General features: G+C 66.6%; 8 protein-coding genes. 2 read left to right on the top strand and 6 right to left on the bottom strand.

Annotation, left to right across the window (positions count from 1 at the left end; genetic code table 11):
* Positions 1–175 precede the first annotated feature (175 nt).
* From QTH90_RS10615 to QTH90_RS10625, 3 genes are all read right to left on the bottom strand, one after another.
* Entirely contained in the window at positions 176–6070 is a 5895-nt protein-coding gene (locus QTH90_RS10615) for an MBG domain-containing protein (RefSeq protein WP_286664416.1), read from the bottom strand.
* Positions 6071–6110: 40 nt separating this feature from the next.
* Positions 6111–7733, bottom strand: coding sequence for a ShlB/FhaC/HecB family hemolysin secretion/activation protein (locus tag QTH90_RS10620; protein WP_286664417.1), 1623 nt, complete (start codon positions 7731–7733; stop codon positions 6111–6113).
* A gap of 147 nt (positions 7734–7880) precedes the next feature.
* A complete protein-coding gene (locus tag QTH90_RS10625) occupies positions 7881–8132 on the bottom strand; it encodes a hypothetical protein (protein ID WP_286664418.1) in 252 nt (83 codons plus the stop codon).
* Positions 8133–8376: 244 nt separating this feature from the next.
* Here QTH90_RS10625 and QTH90_RS10630 point away from each other — a divergent pair, with 244 nt between their 5' ends.
* On the top strand, positions 8377–8607 hold the full coding sequence (locus QTH90_RS10630; protein WP_286664419.1) for a Na+/H+ antiporter NhaC family protein: 231 nt from the start codon (positions 8377–8379) through the stop codon (positions 8605–8607).
* A gap of 222 nt (positions 8608–8829) precedes the next feature.
* Entirely contained in the window at positions 8830–9576 is a 747-nt protein-coding gene (locus tag QTH90_RS10635; RefSeq protein WP_286664420.1) for a response regulator transcription factor, read from the top strand.
* Positions 9577–10160: 584 nt separating this feature from the next.
* On the opposite strand, the gene QTH90_RS10640 is transcribed toward QTH90_RS10635, so the two are convergent.
* From QTH90_RS10640 to QTH90_RS10650, 3 genes are all read right to left on the bottom strand, one after another.
* Positions 10161–15569 (bottom strand): autotransporter outer membrane beta-barrel domain-containing protein, encoded by a 5409-nt coding sequence (locus QTH90_RS10640; protein ID WP_286664421.1) that lies wholly within the window; start codon positions 15567–15569, stop codon positions 10161–10163.
* Positions 15570–15704: 135 nt separating this feature from the next.
* The gene (locus QTH90_RS10645) at positions 15705–16886 is read right to left on the bottom strand and encodes an FAD-dependent monooxygenase (RefSeq protein ID WP_286664422.1); all 1182 of its coding nucleotides are present in this window, start codon (positions 16884–16886) and stop codon (positions 15705–15707) included.
* Positions 16887–17392: 506 nt separating this feature from the next.
* Positions 17393–17627 (bottom strand): transposase (locus QTH90_RS10650; RefSeq protein WP_286664423.1); only part of this gene is annotated, 235 nt, incomplete at its 5' end.

Raw genomic sequence — 17627 nt, forward strand, 5'->3', positions numbered from 1 at the left:
CCGCCCAACATTATTAGCCCACATCAACCGTCTTTGTCACCCGGCTCGCAGCTGCCGCCGTCGATCCCCCGCCTGAAACGGGAGGGCCGGTCGGATCTCGAGAGATTCGCTCGACTAGCCCAGTGTGCGGCTTGACACGCGCATCGAATGCAAAACGCCGGTACGGGCACCGTGCTCACTGCGTCCCTCCCGCGCACAATCCCATCCCCAGTTCGCGGCCCGCGCGCGCGGCGCGATACAGCGCAAGGTCGAGCTCCATCAACTCGCGGCGCTGGGTAGCGGCCCCGAAGTCCAGATGGCAAAGGTTGAGCGTGGGGACGCTCGCGCCCGGCGGGGTTGCGTCGGAGCCGCTGACGTCGCTGCGCGCCAAGGCCGCCTGCGAGGCGGAGCCCAAGGCGCTCGCCGCGAGGACCTGCGACGGTTCGATCACGCTGCGCACGATCGCCGGCGGCGGCTCGACCACGCTGGGCGCGATGGCCACAGGGGCCTCGAGGATCGTAAACCGGGCGCCGGTGAACCCGATGTGGTAATTCGGATTGTTGGTATCGGTGAGGGTGCCCTGCGTGATTGCATAAGGGCCGCCAGCCGCGTTCTCCCCGGCCGCGCGCGCGAGATTGCCGTTGAGCGTGTCGCCGCCCACCAAGCCGCTGACGGAATAGCTGAGCCGCGGGTCCGGCGTTCCGACCAGCTTGACACCGTCGGTGGCAACGACCGAGATCGGGCGCGGCGTGATCGCGAATTGCCCGTTCGTGAAGCTGATCGCGTAGTTCGGGTTTGCCAGCGTGCCCTGGGTGATGGCGTAGGGGCCGCCAGGCACCGTCTCGCCCGGGGAGCGGACTGCCGAGCCCGCGAGCGTGTCGCCGTTGACGAGGCCCGGTGCGCTGACGGTGAGCGCGGGATCCGCAGCGCCGTAGATCTTGGTCTGCGGATCGGCCGCCACCGCGAGCGCGCGCGGCGCGATCGTGAGCTGCCCGTTGGTGAAGGCGAGCGTGTAGTTGGGGTTGGCCAGAGTGCCTTGCGTGATGGCATAGGGGCCGCCAAGCACGGTCTCGCCGGCCACGCGAACCACCGACCCGAACAACGTGTCGCCGTTGACCAGGCCCGGGGCACTGTAGGTGAGCGTCGGGTCCGCCGAGCCGTAGACCTTGGTCTGCGGATCGGCTGTGACCGCCAGCGATCGCGGCGTGACGCCCAGCCGCCCTGCCGGATCGAAGCTGAAGGCATAGCCATTCGTTGCCGCCAGCGAGCCCGTGGCGATGGCGATGCCATAGGGGCCGCCTGCTACTGTGGCCGGAGGCGCGGAACCGATCGACGTCACAGCGGGTGCCCCGGTGAAGGTTGTCGCGGCCGTGTCGGCTAGGAAGGCGCCGCCGAAGGTGTTGGTGTTGAACCCGGTGACGGCGAAGCTGCTGCCGATCACGTCCGAAGCGTCGTCGCCGTAGATCTTGGTTGTGTCAGTCGACGTGAATGTCAGCGTCTGCGGCGCGATGAACACGTAGCGATTGCCCGCGGGAATGTTTGTCAGCGGACGAGACGCCAGGCTGGCGCCCCACACCGGCGCGCTGTTGCTTGCTAGTCCGCCGAAGGTGTCGGCCGCAGGATCGGTCGAGTAGACGATCCACCGCCCGTTGGGCGTGGCGATGGCCGAGGCGCCAGCGCTGTTGATGAAGTTCGCGCCCGACAGCACGGCGGCATTGCCGGCAGCGCCCGCGCTCACGGGCTGGTTGAGCACCACGTTGCCACCCGCGCTGATGGTGATCGTGCTGGTCGTCGTGATGCCGACGGAGCCGTTGACGATGCCGACCACAGCATTGCCTGCGGGCGTGTAGGTCACGCTGCCGGTGTTCGCGGCGATGGTGCCAATGCTGTTGCCGGGGTTGGTGAGCGTGTGGATGCCGCCCGTGCCGAGCAATTCAATGCCCGCAGCGGCGATCGGTGCCGTCTGGGTGGCGGTGCCGGTGGTGTTGAACGTGATGGTGTTCGTGCCGGCGTTCAGTGGACCGGCGACAGAGATGCCCGCGCTTGACGGATCGAAGCTGCGGAACCAGACCGAATCGTTGAAAGTCGCCGCATTGATCGTGATGTGTCCGGTGCCCGCCCCATTGCCGATCGTGATGCTCGCAAAGCCGTCGCGCAGTGCGTCGAGATCGGTGGCGCTCAGGTCGAGCGTGCCGGCCAGGCCGGTGTCCGGGCCGCGCACGTTGACGGCGGTCGCCAGGGTGTACGGCTCGAGGTAGACGTCGCCCGATCCGCGGATGGAGCCCGCACCGCCGAGCAGGTTGACCTCGTCGCCGATGAGGTGCAGCACGCCGTTGCCGGCGTCGAATGCGGTGTCCTGCACCGTCAGCGTGTTGGCGCCGGCATTGATCTCGGTGAGGTCGCCCGCGATCCCTTCGGCGCGGTCGAGTACCGTGACCGGGCCCGTGCTGCGCACGCGAACCGTTTGCTGGCTTGCGCCGTTCGTCACGAGGGCGCCGAGCGAGAGTGGTCCGGCGCTGTTCAAAAAAATGTTGCCGTCTGGGGCCGAGGTCGAGGCGCTGGCCACGCCCGACCCCGCATTGACGCCCACTGGTGCCCCATCGCTGCCAATGGGGCCTGCGGCTGCCGAGAGCGTGATGCCCCCGTTGGCCGCGCTCGTGTCCAGCGTGCCGTTGACGGCCAGTGCGCCCGTCGACGCCAGGGTCACGTTGCCGGCGAGCGGACTGGCGCCGATGGCCGTACGGGCGTTGCCGTTGAGGCTGATCCCGCCCGCGTTGACCGACAACCCGCCGAGCGCGGCGCTGCCGCCGAGCGGGCCGCTGGAGAAGGGGCCCGCCGCATTCGCCGTCAACGAGAACACGTTGCCGGTGCTGGAATCCACGGTCGAGCCGAAAGCGATCGACCCGGCGTTGATCGTCGTGTTGCCGCACAGGACGACCGCGCCCGCGATGCTGAACGAGCCGTTGCCGCTGCCGCCGCCCAGGCTGCCGCAAATCGACCCGTTCGCTTCGTTGATGCTCATCACCGGCGCGTCGATGGGGCCGTTGAGTGCAACGGTCCCTGGCGCATCGGTCGTGAGCCTGCTGAGCCCGAGCGCGTTCGTCAGCGTGGTCAGGCCCGCGGTGTTGATGGTGAGATCGTTGCCGCCGCCCGCTGCGCTGGCGAGCGTGACGTTGCCGCCGGCCGTGCTGGTCATCGTCGTCGGCGCCAGCAACTGGAACGGCCCGCTGTACGCCTGGGCGCCCGTGGTGCGGATGGGGCCGCCCGCGAACTGCGTGCCGGCCGGGCTGCTGATGGACAGGCTGCCGAGCGGCGTGGTCCCGCCGATCGGCCCGAAGAGCAGCGTTTCCCGGAACGAGTTGATCGTCAGCGCGCGTGACGTGCCCGGCGCCGAGTCGATGCTGTTGGCGAACACGACCGCCGGCGTCGGAAACGTCAACTGCGGTCCGGTCACGGTCATCGTCGTGTCCGCCGCCAGGGTGACCGGCTGCTCGAACTGAATGAAGTCGCGCGCGCGCAGCGTACCGCCCGCAAGGACGGTGGGTCCGGTCGTGAAAATGCCGAACAGGCCGATGGTCGCGCCCATCGGTCCGTTGAGGAACACGGTCCCGTCGGTGAACGCGCCGAATCCGCGCAGTTGCGCCGGGTTCTCCGAGTCGACACCGCCGCCGAAGGTCATGTTGCCGCCGTTGGTGCTGGTGAAGAGCGTGTTGTCCGGTGCGATGTTCAATCGCACGATGCTGCCGTACGTCTGCGCGCCGGTGGTGGTCACGCCGCCGCCGAGCACGCGCACGTTTCCGGCGCCCGTCGTCGTCAGCGATGCGAGCGGTGAGCTCTGGCCGACGCCGCCCTGGAAGCTCTTGGTGCCCGTGGCGTCGACGATCGCGTTGCGCGGTGTGCCGTCCGAGTCGAGTTGCTTGACGAAGGTGATGTTCTGGTTCGCGTTCGACGCCCTGAAAGCCGCGTCACCCGTCAGCACGACGGCATCGTTGTACGACTGGCCGGCGGTGGTCAGGACGGACGGCGAGCCGATGCGCGTCGTGCCGGGGTCGTCGGTGGAGATCGAATTCAGCCGTGCCGCCGTGCCGATCGCGCCACCGAAGCGGGTCACGCCGGCCGTGTTGACGATCAGTCGCGCGGCCCCGCCGCTGCTGTCCACGGTCGAAGCGAAAGTGATGTTCCCTGCGCCCGTGCTGGTGAAAGCCCTGGGGTCCGCGCTGAGCACGGCGCCCAGGGCAACCGCATCGTTGTATGTCTGCGCGCCGGCGGTCGTGACCGATGCGATGGTGGCCGACCCGGCATTGAAGGTGGTGAGGCCGGGTGCGTCCGTCGTCAGGCTCGCGAGCGGCGACGTTCGACCCACGGCGCCATTGAAGGTGGTCGCGCCGGCGGCGTTCAGCGTGAGCGCACGCGGCGTCGTGTCGGAATCGACCGTACCGAAGGTGATGTTGCCCGCGTTCATCGTGGTGTTGGCCGTGAGCGTCACCGGGTTGTTCGCGACGAACGCGCCGCCGTTGAGATTCGTCACCGGCAGGCCCGTGATGCCGCCGGGTGCGGTCAGCGTCAGGTTGAGCTGGTTGCTGGTCGAGGTGACGCTGGTGCCTGGATTGAAGACGATCCCGTTGGCCGCCAGCAGCCTGAAGGTGGCATTGCCGCCTGCCGTCTTGCTGATCGGCGCCGCCACCGTGATGTTGCCGGCCTGCGTTCCCGTGGTGCCCGTCGTGATGTTGACGCTGGTCGCCGCGTTGAGCGACGCATTGATGGTGCCCGCATCCACGACCGCGTTGTCGGCCGTGGGCGTGAAGACGCTCGGGTTGGCCGCACTGAACGCGCCGCCCGACGTGGCATTGGCGATGGTCACGTTGCGCGGATCGAGCAGCCATTGCCCGGCGGCGCCCAGCGGCGAACCCGCATCGACCGTGCCGAAGGCCTGCAGGTTGTTCTTGCCGCTGGTCTCGACGAAGCCGCCGTCTCCGCCCATTGCACCGCCGCGCGCCGAGATCGCGCCGTGGAAGCCGGTGTAGTCGTCCGACCAGGCGATCACGCGGCCGCCCTGGCCCTGCTGCGTCGCATCGGCGCGGATCGACGCGCCGGAGGCGATCACGGTGCTGCGCGCGTTGGGCACCTGCGCGTTGCCGCCCCGCAAGTCACCGCCGATCAGCACCGACCCTCCGCCCGTCTGGCCGGAGGCATCGATGCCGGCGCCGCTGAGCACGCCCACGCGGTCGCCCAGCACCGCGACCGTGCCACCGGTGCCGGCCGTGTTGATCGCTTCGACGCGGCCGGTGGGCTCCACGAACACGTCCCCGGTCGCCTTGAGCACGACATTGCCCCGCCCGTTGACGCTCGCGCTGTTGGCCGAGGCGAGGCCGCCATTGCGCACCAGCGCGCCGAAGATGCCGACCGAGCCGGCCTGCGCCACCAGTTGCCCGACGTTGACGGCCTCGCCGCCTTCAGGCGCGCTCAGCAGGACGCGGAGCTGCGGTGCGGCACCCGACACCAGTTCCACGCTCTTGCCCGCCGCCAGCAGGATCTCGCCGTTGGGCGCGGTGATGACGCCGCTGTTCTCCACGTTCGGCGCAATGAGGTAGACCGGTCCACCCGCCTGTGTGTGGATGCGGCCCTGGTTGACCACGTTGCCCACCGCGGGTCCGCCCGCACCACCGAAGCGCATGCGGCCCGCGAGGAAGTCCTCGTTGGACAGCGGCAGGCTCGATGCGACGAAGCCGGCCGTGTCGATGTAGGCGCCGGCCCCGATCGCAACGCCGTTCGGATTGATCAGGAACACCCGCCCGTTGGAAAGCAACTGCCCGAGCAGGCTGGACGATTGCGTGCCGGTCACGCGGTTGAGCACCGTGCTTGCCGCGCCGCTCTGGATGAAGCGCGTCACCTCGTCGGGCCGGATCGAGAACTGCTGCCAGTTGATGATTGCGCCCGGCGAGTTGGTGACCGTCAGCGTCCTGCCGTTTGCATCGACGCTGGCGCTGCCGTTCACCACGGTGGACCCGCTCGGATTGGCCTGCGCCGCGTCCGCAAGGCACAGGGCGATCATCATCGCCAGCAGTCGCAGCGGCGGATGCTCCTGTCTCATTCTCACCTCCTTGGCTTCGGGGCGCGGCGCTGGCTGCACCTCAGAACACGACCACCATGCTGAACGTTGCGCGCTCGGAGCGACCGAGGTAGTACGGCCTGACCGGATCGAGCGTGGCGTAGTCGAAGCGCAGGCTGTACGTGTTGCTCCAGGCCATGCGCAATCCCACCCCATAGCTCCTGGCATCGACCTTGGCGAGCTCGATCGCCTGAGGCTCGTTGCGCCATCCCTTCGCGAAATCGACGAATGCAAGGAACCTCAAGCGCAGGTCAGGCTGGCCGGTATAGCGTCCCAAGTCGGGTGAATAAAACTCTAGCGAGCCTGAATAGCCCTTGTCGGCGAGCAACTGCCGCTCGTAGAGGCCGCGCAGCGAGTCCATGCCACCGATGCCGAACTGCTCGCCGGGCAGCAGCACGTCGCTGGTGTACTGGCCCGCGAAGCGCACCCGTGCCTGAAAGTCCGAGGGAAGGGCGTGCGTGTAGCTCGCGCTCGCGCGCAGCAGCGTGTAATCTGCCTCCGCCCCGCGGCGTACCGCATCGAAGGCGGCCTGATCGCCTTGGCTGCCGCCCGGCAGGTTGCGCACCAGGCCCGCGGAGAACGAGCCTTCGCCTTGCGGAGCGCGCAGCAGGCCCGAGTAGGTGACACCGATGGGTTGCAGGCTGTAGTCGGGCACGAGCTCTACGCCGCTGCCGACAGCGAACACGCGGTTGTCGTAGTCGCGCTTCTCGATGCCGAGCGACAACTGGTGCTCGAGCCAGGGCGTGCCCTGGAGGCCGAAGTTGTAGCGCGCGCCATAGATCCGCCCGGCGCCCGTGACATTGAAGATCCCCTGTACAACGCCCGAGTTGACGTTGGCATAGCCCGCCGTGAACTCGATCGAATCGCCCAGTGCGGGCAGCGGGATGCGGTAGGCAGCGCCCCAGATGCGCACGTCGTCACCCGGGATCGCGCTCAGCCGGTGCGTGTTGTCGTCGTCATAGGGCGCGGTCACGTACTGGAGGCTCAGCACGTGGTCTAGGCCGAACACGTTGGCATGCTGAAAGCCCAGTCCCAGGCGCAGGTTGCCGGTCTCCGGGTTGCCGGTGTTGTCCAGGCCAATGCTAAACCGGTACGGTCGTTGGTCGCTCACGCGCGCTTCGACATCGACGCTTCCAGCTTCGGCGCCGGGTTGCAGCACGGCAGTGGTCTGCTTGAGCGGATTGGTATTGGCCAAGCGCAGTTGTGCCGCCAGCGCACGGGTGTTCGGCGCTTGGCCTTCCTGCACGGCGGGAAGGCTGCGGCGAATGTTCGCCGTATCGAAATGTTCGTTGCCGGTGACGCGGACCTGGCTCACGCGGGCCTCGATCACGCGGACCACGACCTCTCCGTCGCGGACCTCTTGCTCAGGCACCAGCACTTCGACGGCACCCCAGCCGCGCCGTGCGTATTCGGCGAGCAGTGCTTCGCGGGCAGCCTGCACGTCGATCAAGGTCTTGTTGGCGCCGATGAAAGGGGCGAGCAATGCATCGATGTGCGCGGCATCCAACAGGCTGTCGCCGTCTACGCGAATTCGCTTGATCTCGAAGCTGGGAGGGGTTTGGGCGGCGCCGTCGATCGCCATGAATGCGGCGCAGCCTGCCATGAGCAGGTGAACGAACCACGATCGGAACCAGCATCCCGACATCCGCAAGGGTCCCTTCAGCGTTGGCTTTAAGACGGTGCGCAACCCACACACGGATCATAGAGGCGCTGCACAGGGCAAGTTGCGTCGAATTGAATCGACGTCGCTGCGATCCACCTTGCCAGCTGGCCGAACAACGCGACGCACCACTTACGCGCTGTCGGTGCTGTCGTACGTGCTCGCGCGCGCTGCGAGCGCAGCGCGCAGGCCCTGGCGCTGATCGATCCTTGCCTGGACTGCAGTGCCTCGTCTGCCTGCAGCGCCGCCCTGCATGCACCCGCCTGCGCAGCGCTGGGTGACACCGAGCGCGCCGCGCAACTGATCGTGGCCGCCTTCGGCTCCCACTGCGCCGTGATGCCGATGTTGCTGCACGATCCGGGCAATGCCGCGTTGCGCGAGCATCCGCGGATCAGACCCTTGTCGAGCGCGTGTTCCGCGACCGCAAGTCAGAGTAGCGCCCACGCGCCAACGCGCTACCGACAAGCCAGTGTCTGCCGCTCGTGTCAAACGCCGAGGACCGCTTCGCGGAAGGCAATATCGGCCGCTGAATGTCAACAGTGGGCCCGAAGCTCCGATTCGCGACTTGCGGAGGCTGTCGTTCGCGCAGGATGTCGCCCTGCTCGTCCGTTGCCACCCATGCTGATTCATGACGACGACGCCGAAGTCACGTTCCAAATTAGACCGGCCGTTCCCCACCTCTGCGCTGATCCCATGGAACAGCTGCAGAGCCTGCATGGCGGCCACACTTGGCGTCGCCACGTTCAGCTACGCGCCCTTTGCGATCTTCTGCATCGCGAGCCCGGTCATCGCTATCGTCATGGCCTACTGCGGCATCCGCATGCCACGTGTTTCTGCGCAACAGGCACCATCGGGCTAACGCAAGTCCGGCGAATAAGTTCCGAACGCGAGATGCCACGATGGCGCGGCCTGGAAGCCCGATCGCCCCGAAAAGGGAACATGGCCTGACTGACCGGACCAGTGCTACGCTCATTTGCGATGCCAACTTCGACCCGATGACGGATGATCCCGACTTGCGACGGCAATAGGCCGCGGGGTGCCGGCGCCTGCACCGGTTGGATTTCCTTTCTTGGAGCGGGTGATGGCTGGCGTGCAATTGATGGGCCCGACTGCACTTTCGAGTCGGCTCTCGCGATCGCTTCGCCGGGAGGGGCATCGTGTTCACGTTTGCGAGAATCTCGACGCGTTCGCGACCGAAGAAGCGGAAGTGGATCCCGAGGGCGGCTGCGTGCTCGTCGACATCGATGTCCGCGAGAACCTGAGCGCGCTGCCCGCCATCCTGGCGCGTGCGGCCGCCCGGGGAGTCGCTGCGGTCGTCCTCGCGACGCGCCCGAGCCCTGCCGACATCATCGCGGCGATGAAGGTTGGAGTCTCGGATTTCTTGATCAAGCCCGTCGCGGAACAGGTGCTGCACGAGGCCATCGAGACGGCTCTAGTGCGCGGGCGAAGGCAACGCACTAGAGCGTCCAGAATTGCGTTCCTGAGAGAACGATATGCGTGCCTGACCTATCAGGAACAGGTGGTCGCGCGATCTGTCAGCGAAGGCTATCGCAACAGGGACATCGCAGAAAAGCTCGGCGCTGCCGAGCGCACCGTTAAGAGCTATCGAAAGTCGGCATTGAAGAAGCTCGTCGTCGATTCCGTGCCCGATCTGGTTCACGCCTTCGCACTCTTGGACTCCGACGCCCCGCCTGGCGGCGCGTCGGTCGAGACAGGTGTCAACGTTCAAGATGGCGATACCGCGCTCGATGCCACCGACAGATCTAAGAGCCACGCCGCCATGCGTCCGCGCGCCGTGTGGGGGCGCCGCGCAGCAGATGACGGGTGACAGTACCCGCCGCCCGGCGGCGCGTTCGTGCTAGTGCCCGCGCTCGCGCATCACGGGGACGGTCGCTGTAGGAACACGTGGGCATCGCGCGCGCCGAACGCGAGGCAAGCGCGGGTTTCACCCGCACGATTTCCTCGTCGAGCGAGATCTCGCGCCGGCGCGTCTCTGCATGTGGCACTTGCCGCGTAGCTCGACCTTGAAGTGGCGCTGTGGTGACGTAAAGCCGTTCGCGGTTCCAGCCGAGCGCTTGGGCGCGGAAGGAGGCCATGGCTAGCAGGATTGCTGCTCGACTGCTTTGGGCCAAAGGAGACGCTGGACAAAGCTGATCGTATGTCTGCAGATGGCCGACCCGAGTCGTAGGTCGCTCCGACGCGAAGGGCAGCAAAGCTGCTGCGCAGCAGTCTTACGACGGGTGGTTGCCGCTGGGCAGGAGAGGGCCCCCACGCGACCTTCAACTTCGCTGCTTGAATTTCGGCTTCGCAAAGAAGTCGGCGTTGGACGTTCATGCTGAGGGCCTGTCCGATCGACAATAGTCCCCGCTGCAGCGGGGCGTATACAGGGAATATCCTCGGGACTTGGAACTGCTACCAGCGCACCTTGATGCCGAGCGACGCCTGCACCGAGAACTTGACAGACGCATCGCCGCCGATGCTCCACAGGTGCCCGAGCTCGCCGTACAGGCTGGTTGCAGGGCTCAGTGCCAGCGTGGCGCCGGCCGCCACCTCGGCCGCGCTGTATCCACCGCCGCTCGCGATCGCCGGGGATCCCGCCGGGCCGATGAAACGGACCACATCGTCGCCGAAATGCGCCCAGTACAGGTTCGCGCGCGCGTAAGGCTGCAGCCGACCGGCACCGGTGGCAAGGTCGCCCTTGATGCGCACGCCCAGGCGCCCGATCCAGCCATCGGCGTTGTCGTGGCTCACCTGTGCGCCACTGAGCACCATGTCGTCCACATTGCTGTGCTGCCATGCAATCTGCGCCTGGGGCTCCAAGCTCCAGCGCTCGCTGAGCGCGAAGGGCATGCCCGCCTCCACGGACGCCGTGAAGCTGCTGGCCTTGCCGGAGACGTTCGGGTTGAGGTCGGGGCGCACCGTGAAGCGCTGGCTGCCACCCTGCAGCACGCTGTCGACGTACAGGCCGCTCGCCTGCATCCAGGTTGCATAGGCGCCCAAGTAGCGCGATTGCAGGTCGTTGCGGCCCACATTCGCGGTGATGCCGCGGGCATTGCCGGAGACGTCGACGCCGCCATCGAGATAGCCCACGTAGACGCCGGCGCGCCAGTCGCCGTCTGCCCAAAGGTCGGTGCCCGCCTGCAGACCGCTCACGTGCCCCTCCGTGTGTGCTTGGGCCACCCCCGGTTGCTGGATGTCCAAGTCCGAGTAGACCAAGCGCCCCCAGGCGCGACGCGCACCGGCTTGCGTGCCTGTCTGCGGCTCCAGTCCTTGGGCCGCCGGCGCCTCGTCGCCAATGCGCCGATGCAGGTTGCCCAGCATGGCCAGGTCCGCCTGTCGAAGCTGCGCGGGCAAGGCCGCCAGCAGCGGAACTTCCGCCCTGAAGGTCGGCACCTGCACGGGCGGACCGACGGCCGGCAGCTCCGGTGCGGTGGAGCGCAGGTACCAGTTCTCGCCCGTGCCCTGCGCATCGGCTGCATAGAGCCTGTACTCGTAGGCGCCCGCGTCCACGTGGCCATTGGCCAGGGTGAACGCGCTCTTGGTCGTCTGCGCAGTGGTGGTGCCGCCATTGATGCCGCTCACCACCTCGATGCCATTGCCGGTCGTGAGCGCCCCCAGCCCTCCCAGGTTCGTGACCTGGACGGAGGTTTTGCCGCTGGCAGTCGCACCGGGACCGTCGAGCACCAGCCGGTCGCTCACGCTTCCGTCTCCGCCCAGTTGCGTGCCCAGCCTCAACACGCTGTGTGCCGCATAGGGTCCAGTAACCGTCAGCGTGCTGCCCGCGTTGGCGGCGAGGAGGCTCACCGTGCCGCTGTTGTCCAGCGCCGCCACGCGCTGGTTGAAGCCACCAGTGTCGAGCGTCGCACCCTTTGCGACGGTGTGGGCCGAGGCGGCGCTGAAGGTGTTGGCCGCACCCGCCCTCAATGTGCCCGCTGTCACCATGGTGGCACCTGCATAGGTGTTCGCGCCCGATAGCACGGTCGTGCCCGTACCGATCTGGCTCACCCCACCGCCGCCGGAAATGGCGCCGCCATAGGCATAAACGTTGTTGCGGTTGAAGGAGAGTGTGCCGTTGTTGGTGATGTTGCCGCCCACGGAGCCGCTGCTGCCGCCGTCACCAAGCTGCAGTGTGCCGCTGCTGATCGTGGTGGTGCCGGTATAGGGGCTGTTGCCGGTCAGCGTGAGCGTGTTGGTACCGCTCTGGGCCACGGTGCCGCTTCCGCTGATGACGCCTTCGTAGGTCAGGGCATCGCTGTGGTTGAAGACGAGGGCCCCATTGTTGAGGACGTCTCCGATGATGCTGCCCGAGGTACCCCCATTGCCGAGCTGCAGGGTGCCCGCGCCGATGACGGTGCCGCCTTCGTAGTAGTTGTTGCCCGCGAGGACCAGCGTGCCACTGCCGAGTTTCGCTAGGCCGCCCCTGCCGCCGATGCTCTGCGCAATGGTCGCGTTGCGACCGTTGGTGTCGATGCGACCACCCGCGGCGTTGAGCGCGACGGCGCGCGTGGTCGCGAGGCTCAGGTCGGCGTCAAAGCGCAACGTCCCCCCACCGAAATCCAGTGCTCCCCCAGGTGCGCCGAGATTGGCATCACTCGCCACAGCAAGCACCCCGTTCCCGATGAAGGTGCCGCCGGTGTAGCTGTTGGCACCCGCGAGGACCAGGGTGCCGGCGCCCAGCTTGGTCAGCAAGCCCGGTCCGGAGATCGGGCCTGTGAGGCTCAAGGTCGTGTTGGCCTCGGGTGTGAACGTTCCGCCATCAACACCGAGATCGACGTTGCGAGCGATGCCGAAGGTTGCACTGGTGATCAGCGTGCCGCTGTTGAGGCTGAGCCCGCCGCTGGGCGCCCCGAGGTTGTTGTCGCCGCTCACCTGCACTGCGCCCCCGTTCATCGCGGTACCGCCCGAGTAGGTGTTGGCGCCGCCCAGCACCAGAAGGCCCGCATCGGAGCGAATCAGCCGGGCGGGGCCGCTCGCGCCGTCAACGATCGGCGCGTTGATGGTGGCCGTGGCGAGCGGATCCACTCGGATGATCATCGCCGGCTCGCCCGCCAGGGCGAAGCCACCCCCCTCGATCGTGTAGCCGCCCGTGCGAAATTCCATGCCCTCGAAGGCGATGTTCTCGCCCAGCGTGACGGTGCCGGCGGCACCCTGGAAAACGGCGAAGCCGTTTTGCCATGGCGCGTTCACATTTCCTGTCGAGCCGGTCCAGTTGGCGGGTGTTGTGTGCCAGGTTCCAGTGCCGCCATCGACCGCATTGTTGGAGGTGGTGTTCGCGCCGTCCCAGAACTGGAGCGCATAGCCACCCGACTGGACGATCAGGTTCACCTGGCCCGGCGTCGCGGTGTCGACCAGGAAGTCGCTGCTCACGAAGCGCGCCGGTACCGACCCCACCGCGAGTCCGTTGTTGGTCAGGACCCCACCGTAGTCGATGAGGCGGTACACGCCGGGCGCCATGCCGCCGAGGTTGGCCAGGTTGAGTGTCCCATCCAGCGTGAGGTTGCCCGCCACTTGGGTCAGGTCGTTGACGGTGCCACCGACCAGATCGGGCAGGCCCAGTTCGTAGTCGAGTTGGGAACTTGGGTTGAGCACCAGCGCGCCAAGGCTGAATGTGCCAGCGCTGTTGCCCGGCGCGAGATGCCCCCCATCGGCCACATTGGACTGTCCAGCCACCGTGCCGGTGCCCCGCAGCGTGGCGCCATTGTTGACCTGCGCGTTGCCCCCGACCGTGCCATTCAGGGCGAGCACGCCGGAATTGACGCTCGTGAGCCCCGTGTACGTGCTGGCGCCGGAGAGGGTCAGGACGCCGCCCCCGGCCTGGGTGACCGGGCCCGTGCCGCTGATGACACCCCCATAGGTGCGCGAGTCGCTGCGGCTGTACACCATCGACCCATCGTTGTGGATATCTCCGGCGACGGTGCCGCTGCTGATGCCGCCGCCAACCTCGACGGTGCCACCGCTGATGGTCGTGGTGCCATTGAAGGTGTTGCCACCCGTGAGAATCAGCGTACCGGTGCCCAGCTTGATGAGCCGGCCGGGGCCCCTGATGCCGGCCGTGAAGGTAACGTTGTTGGCCCCGATGTCGATGGTGCCGACCGAGTTGAGCGTCACGGCCCGGTCGGAATTGAAGGACTGGGTGAGTTGCAGGACGCCGCCGTTCGGCGTGCTGCCCCCAAAAGTCACTGGGGCGGCGGGCGCGCCGAGATTGGCATCGCTCGCCACGCTCAGGACACCGTTGTCGATGTGCGTGGTGCCGGTGTAGCGGTTCACGCCCGTCAGCGTCAGTACGCCGGGGCCCGCCTGCGTCAGAGAGCCCGTCCCGCTGACCACACCCCTGAACGTGAGCGCGTCCGCCCGGTTGAAGGCCAAGGCGCCATCATTGACGACGTCCCCGATGATGCTGCCCGCGGTCCCGCCACTGCCAATGTGCAGCGCACCCTTGGCAATGGTCGTGCCGCCTGTGTAGCCCTCGTTACCGGTCAGCACCCAGGTGCCCGTTCCGGATTTCACCAACGAGGTCGCCCCGCCGATTTCGCCGATCACGGCGGCCAGCGTGTTCGCACCCGTGTTGCTGCCGCCCAAGGTCAGGATACGAGCCCCCGTCTGGCCGTTGAATGCCATTGCACCGGGGTTGGTGAAGTTCAGCGCGCCCGTGCCGGACGCATCGATGGTGCCGCCGCCGGCGCCCACGCTGAACAGGCGATCGGTGCTGCTGACGGCGCCGGTGTAGAGCAGCGTGCCGCCGTCGAGTACCAGGTTGGCCGCCTCATTGGAGGAGTTGCCGATATTGCTGGCGACGCGGCCATTGGCGATTTTCGAGACGCTCAGGCTCCCTTCCTTGATGATGGTGGGGCCCTCATAGGTGTTGTCGAAGGTCAGCACGGCGGTTCCCGGGCCGGTCTTGGTCACGGGGCCTGAAGAATTCCATATCCTCGAACTCACCAGCAGGCTGTCACCCCGATCAAGGGTTTCCAGCGTCAGGGGTCTGAAGTTCAGGTTCAACCCGACGCCCGAGGTGCTGACGACCTTGTTTTCAGGGCCGCCGGCCGTCGTGATGGTCAATGGGTCCACCAGGACCGTGCCGCCGCGAAAGTCCTCTCCTGTGAAATCCACGACCCCAACGCCCGTTGAATCGAACGTGATCCTCCCGCTGATGTCCTCCCGGCTGACGGCATCGATGATCAAGGTCGATGGCCCATTGACGTTGAACTTCGTGGATCGTATGGGCGATGCGTCCGACGGTGATGACAGGCGAAGGGTCGCCCCATCGGCCACCGTCGTCGATCCGGTGTATGAAAATGCGCCGTCCGATCCGAGGGTGACCGTGCCTTTCAAGACGGTGAGGCTGCCGGCTCCGGAGAGGGTGCCAGTCACCGATGAAGCGCCTGTGCTGTTGAACACGATTCCACCGCCCACGTTGTAGGTTCCCACCAGATTGACGCCCTTGCTCTCGAACACCAGCGCCGATGGGTTGCCACTGAATACCGAAACGTCTGCGGCATCGCCAATGCTGCTGCTGGCGCGAAGGGTGAAGCCGCCGATGCCGAGCTGGGCATTGATCTGCCCGTCGGTGATGGTGTTGGTGGTGCTCGCCGACGTGCCATGGATGATGGACAAGTCTTGTGCTTGCTGGGCATATGCGTGCCCGGGAACGGCCATCGTCAACAGCGCTGCGGCAAGGCCCATCGGCCACATGGCGGCGTGTTGAGTGCCCCCGCCAAAGACCACCGCGGAGGTGGATTTGCAAAGGCCGCTTGCCAGTTCGGAGGTGACCGAGAACGCTTGGCGGGCTGCGCTCCAGACCACCCGGTATGTCGCGTTCATCGTGCGCTCCTTCAAAGCGTTGCTGTCAAGGCATTGCGGAGGCCGCAATCCGACGGCACGGCGTCTCAAACGGCGTCGAGAAGGCTATCCGATCTACGGCACTTGGACCAGATCTCCCTGACGCACATTCGAGGTCTAGCCTTCGTACAGCCAGGGCGCGTCGAGCCAGAGCCCGCCCACCACACGCAGCGCTGCGTCGCGCGCCATGCGCATCGTCCCGCGGGAATGAAAAATATCCCCATCACGCTTGGCTTGCGCCTGCACGCGGGCATTGCGGCGCCAGCGTGCGGCCGCGTAGCGTGCGAAAGCATCCGGCAAGCTGTCCGGGCCACCGTCTCCCGCGCACTCGGCCAGCGCCACGGCGTCTTCGATCGCCATGGCGGCGCCTTGCGCGAGATGCGGCGCCATCGGATGGGACGCGTCGCCCAGAAGCGCGATTCGATCGTTCGCCATTTCGTCGGGGCCCGCGACCGGAGGCCGGCTGTTCACGGTCCAGGCGCGCCAGGAAGGCATCGCATCGATCAGGGGCCTGACCCCGTCGCAGCGGTCCCCAATGACATTTAGCAAAGCGCCGGCGCTGGCCTCCTGATCCCAGTCGCTGGGGTCGGACCCGGTCAACTCCGATTCGGCGATGACCACCAGACTGAGCCAGTCGCCTCCGCGGACCGGATAGGCTACAACATGGAGTTGCTCAGCGAGCCAAGCCTGCACGTCGACGCTTCGCAGTTTCGCCGGCAGGCTGTCGCACGGAACAAGGGCACGCCATGCAGTGTGTCCGGTCGGGCGGGGTGGCAGCGTGCTGGCCACCACACGCTCGCGCACGATGCTCCACAGCCCGTCCGCGCCAATCAGCCCATCGCCCTCCCATTCGCGTGCACCGGATGCCCCGACTGAGACGGATTCCCTACGCGTCACCACCCGTGATATGCGTGCGTCAGTCGTCAGCGTGACTAGGGGCATGTTCTGTGCTGCTGCGAGCAATACACCATGCAACTCAACGCGATGCACGCAGAGGTACGGGGAGCCATACTTGCGCAAGATCGAGTCCCCGAGCGGCATGCGTGCCAGCACGGCGCTATCGGCGGCATTCCGTATCGTCAGCGCTTCGGGACGGGCTGCGACACTGGCGATGGCATCTTCGAGTCCCAGCAAACGTAGGCGGTGGGTCACGTTGGGCCAAAGTTGGATGCCTGCGCCAATTTCGCCGAATTTGGGCGCCTGTTCGAGTACGTCGATCTTCTGGCCCGCACGCGCCAAGGCCACCGCGGCGCAGAGTCCGCCAATGCCACCACCGGCAATAAGTAGGTGAGCCGACATGCGACCTCAGGTTGGCGAATGCGATCAGCCGCCTCCCTGCGCTACAGCGATGCGGCACGTCACAAAGCTCGCAGCATAGGCATTGCAAAGCGATGTGGGAAGCGTTGTTACCGGGCCAGCCCGGACATCCTATTGTTCGACCTGAAGAGGTCCCTCTCCGATCCAGGCGATTGCTCCCCGAAGTGGCGGCCATGCAAGACGGCCAAGGCCTTTTCCAAGGCCGGAACCGGTAGTTCGACTTCAACATTTCAGCGACCGCTGATGGCCGACTAGGAAAGTCCAACATTTTGCGGGCTACGACTGCTCCCGCCGCAGAACGGCATTCCCCGGTCTGCCTTCCGACGGCAAGTCCGGGCCGAGGCCGTGTGCAAACCGTTGGCTTTGCACAGTGTGCAGGACATGACCGCGAACCCGGCGGGGTGGCCAAGAGCGGCTTATCCAGTACGCGGTGCGCAGCAAGCGCGCCCGGGGTCATTCGAATTGAACGTTGGGGCTCCTTGAGAGGCTTACGCCTCCATCAATCGCATCGCCTTCATCGTTCTGGCTATGCCCAAGATCGCGATGACTCTCTTCAGGTTGTAAGCCAGCACGTGCAGGCTCATCTCGGTGCCCACATGCTCCAGTTTCCTGGTCAGGAAGTGCGTCCAACCCATCCAGTGTTTGAAGGTTCCGAACACGTGCTCAACGGTGCATCTTCGCAGCGTCATGGCCACAGGCTTGCGATCCATGCGTTGCTGGACA

The sequence above is a fragment of the Variovorax flavidus genome (genome assembly GCF_030317145.1).
Classification (GTDB): Bacteria; Pseudomonadota; Gammaproteobacteria; order Burkholderiales; family Burkholderiaceae_C; genus Variovorax; species Variovorax flavidus.

Bases quoted from the DNA above. Each gene is read 5' to 3' on its own strand.
- QTH90_RS10615 (WP_286664416.1), bottom strand. From the start codon at position 6,070: ATGAGACAGGAGCATCCGCCGCTGCGACTGCTGGCGATGATGATCGCC.
- QTH90_RS10620 (WP_286664417.1), bottom strand. From the start codon at position 7,733: ATGTCGGGATGCTGGTTCCGATCGTGGTTCGTTCACCTGCTCATGGCA.
- QTH90_RS10625 (WP_286664418.1), bottom strand. From the start codon at position 8,132: ATGCTCGCGCAACGCGGCATTGCCCGGATCGTGCAGCAACATCGGCAT.
- QTH90_RS10630 (WP_286664419.1), top strand. From the start codon at position 8,377: ATGACGACGACGCCGAAGTCACGTTCCAAATTAGACCGGCCGTTCCCC.
- QTH90_RS10635 (WP_286664420.1), top strand. From the start codon at position 8,830: ATGGCTGGCGTGCAATTGATGGGCCCGACTGCACTTTCGAGTCGGCTC.
- QTH90_RS10640 (WP_286664421.1), bottom strand. From the start codon at position 15,569: ATGAACGCGACATACCGGGTGGTCTGGAGCGCAGCCCGCCAAGCGTTC.
- QTH90_RS10645 (WP_286664422.1), bottom strand. From the start codon at position 16,886: ATGTCGGCTCACCTACTTATTGCCGGTGGTGGCATTGGCGGACTCTGC.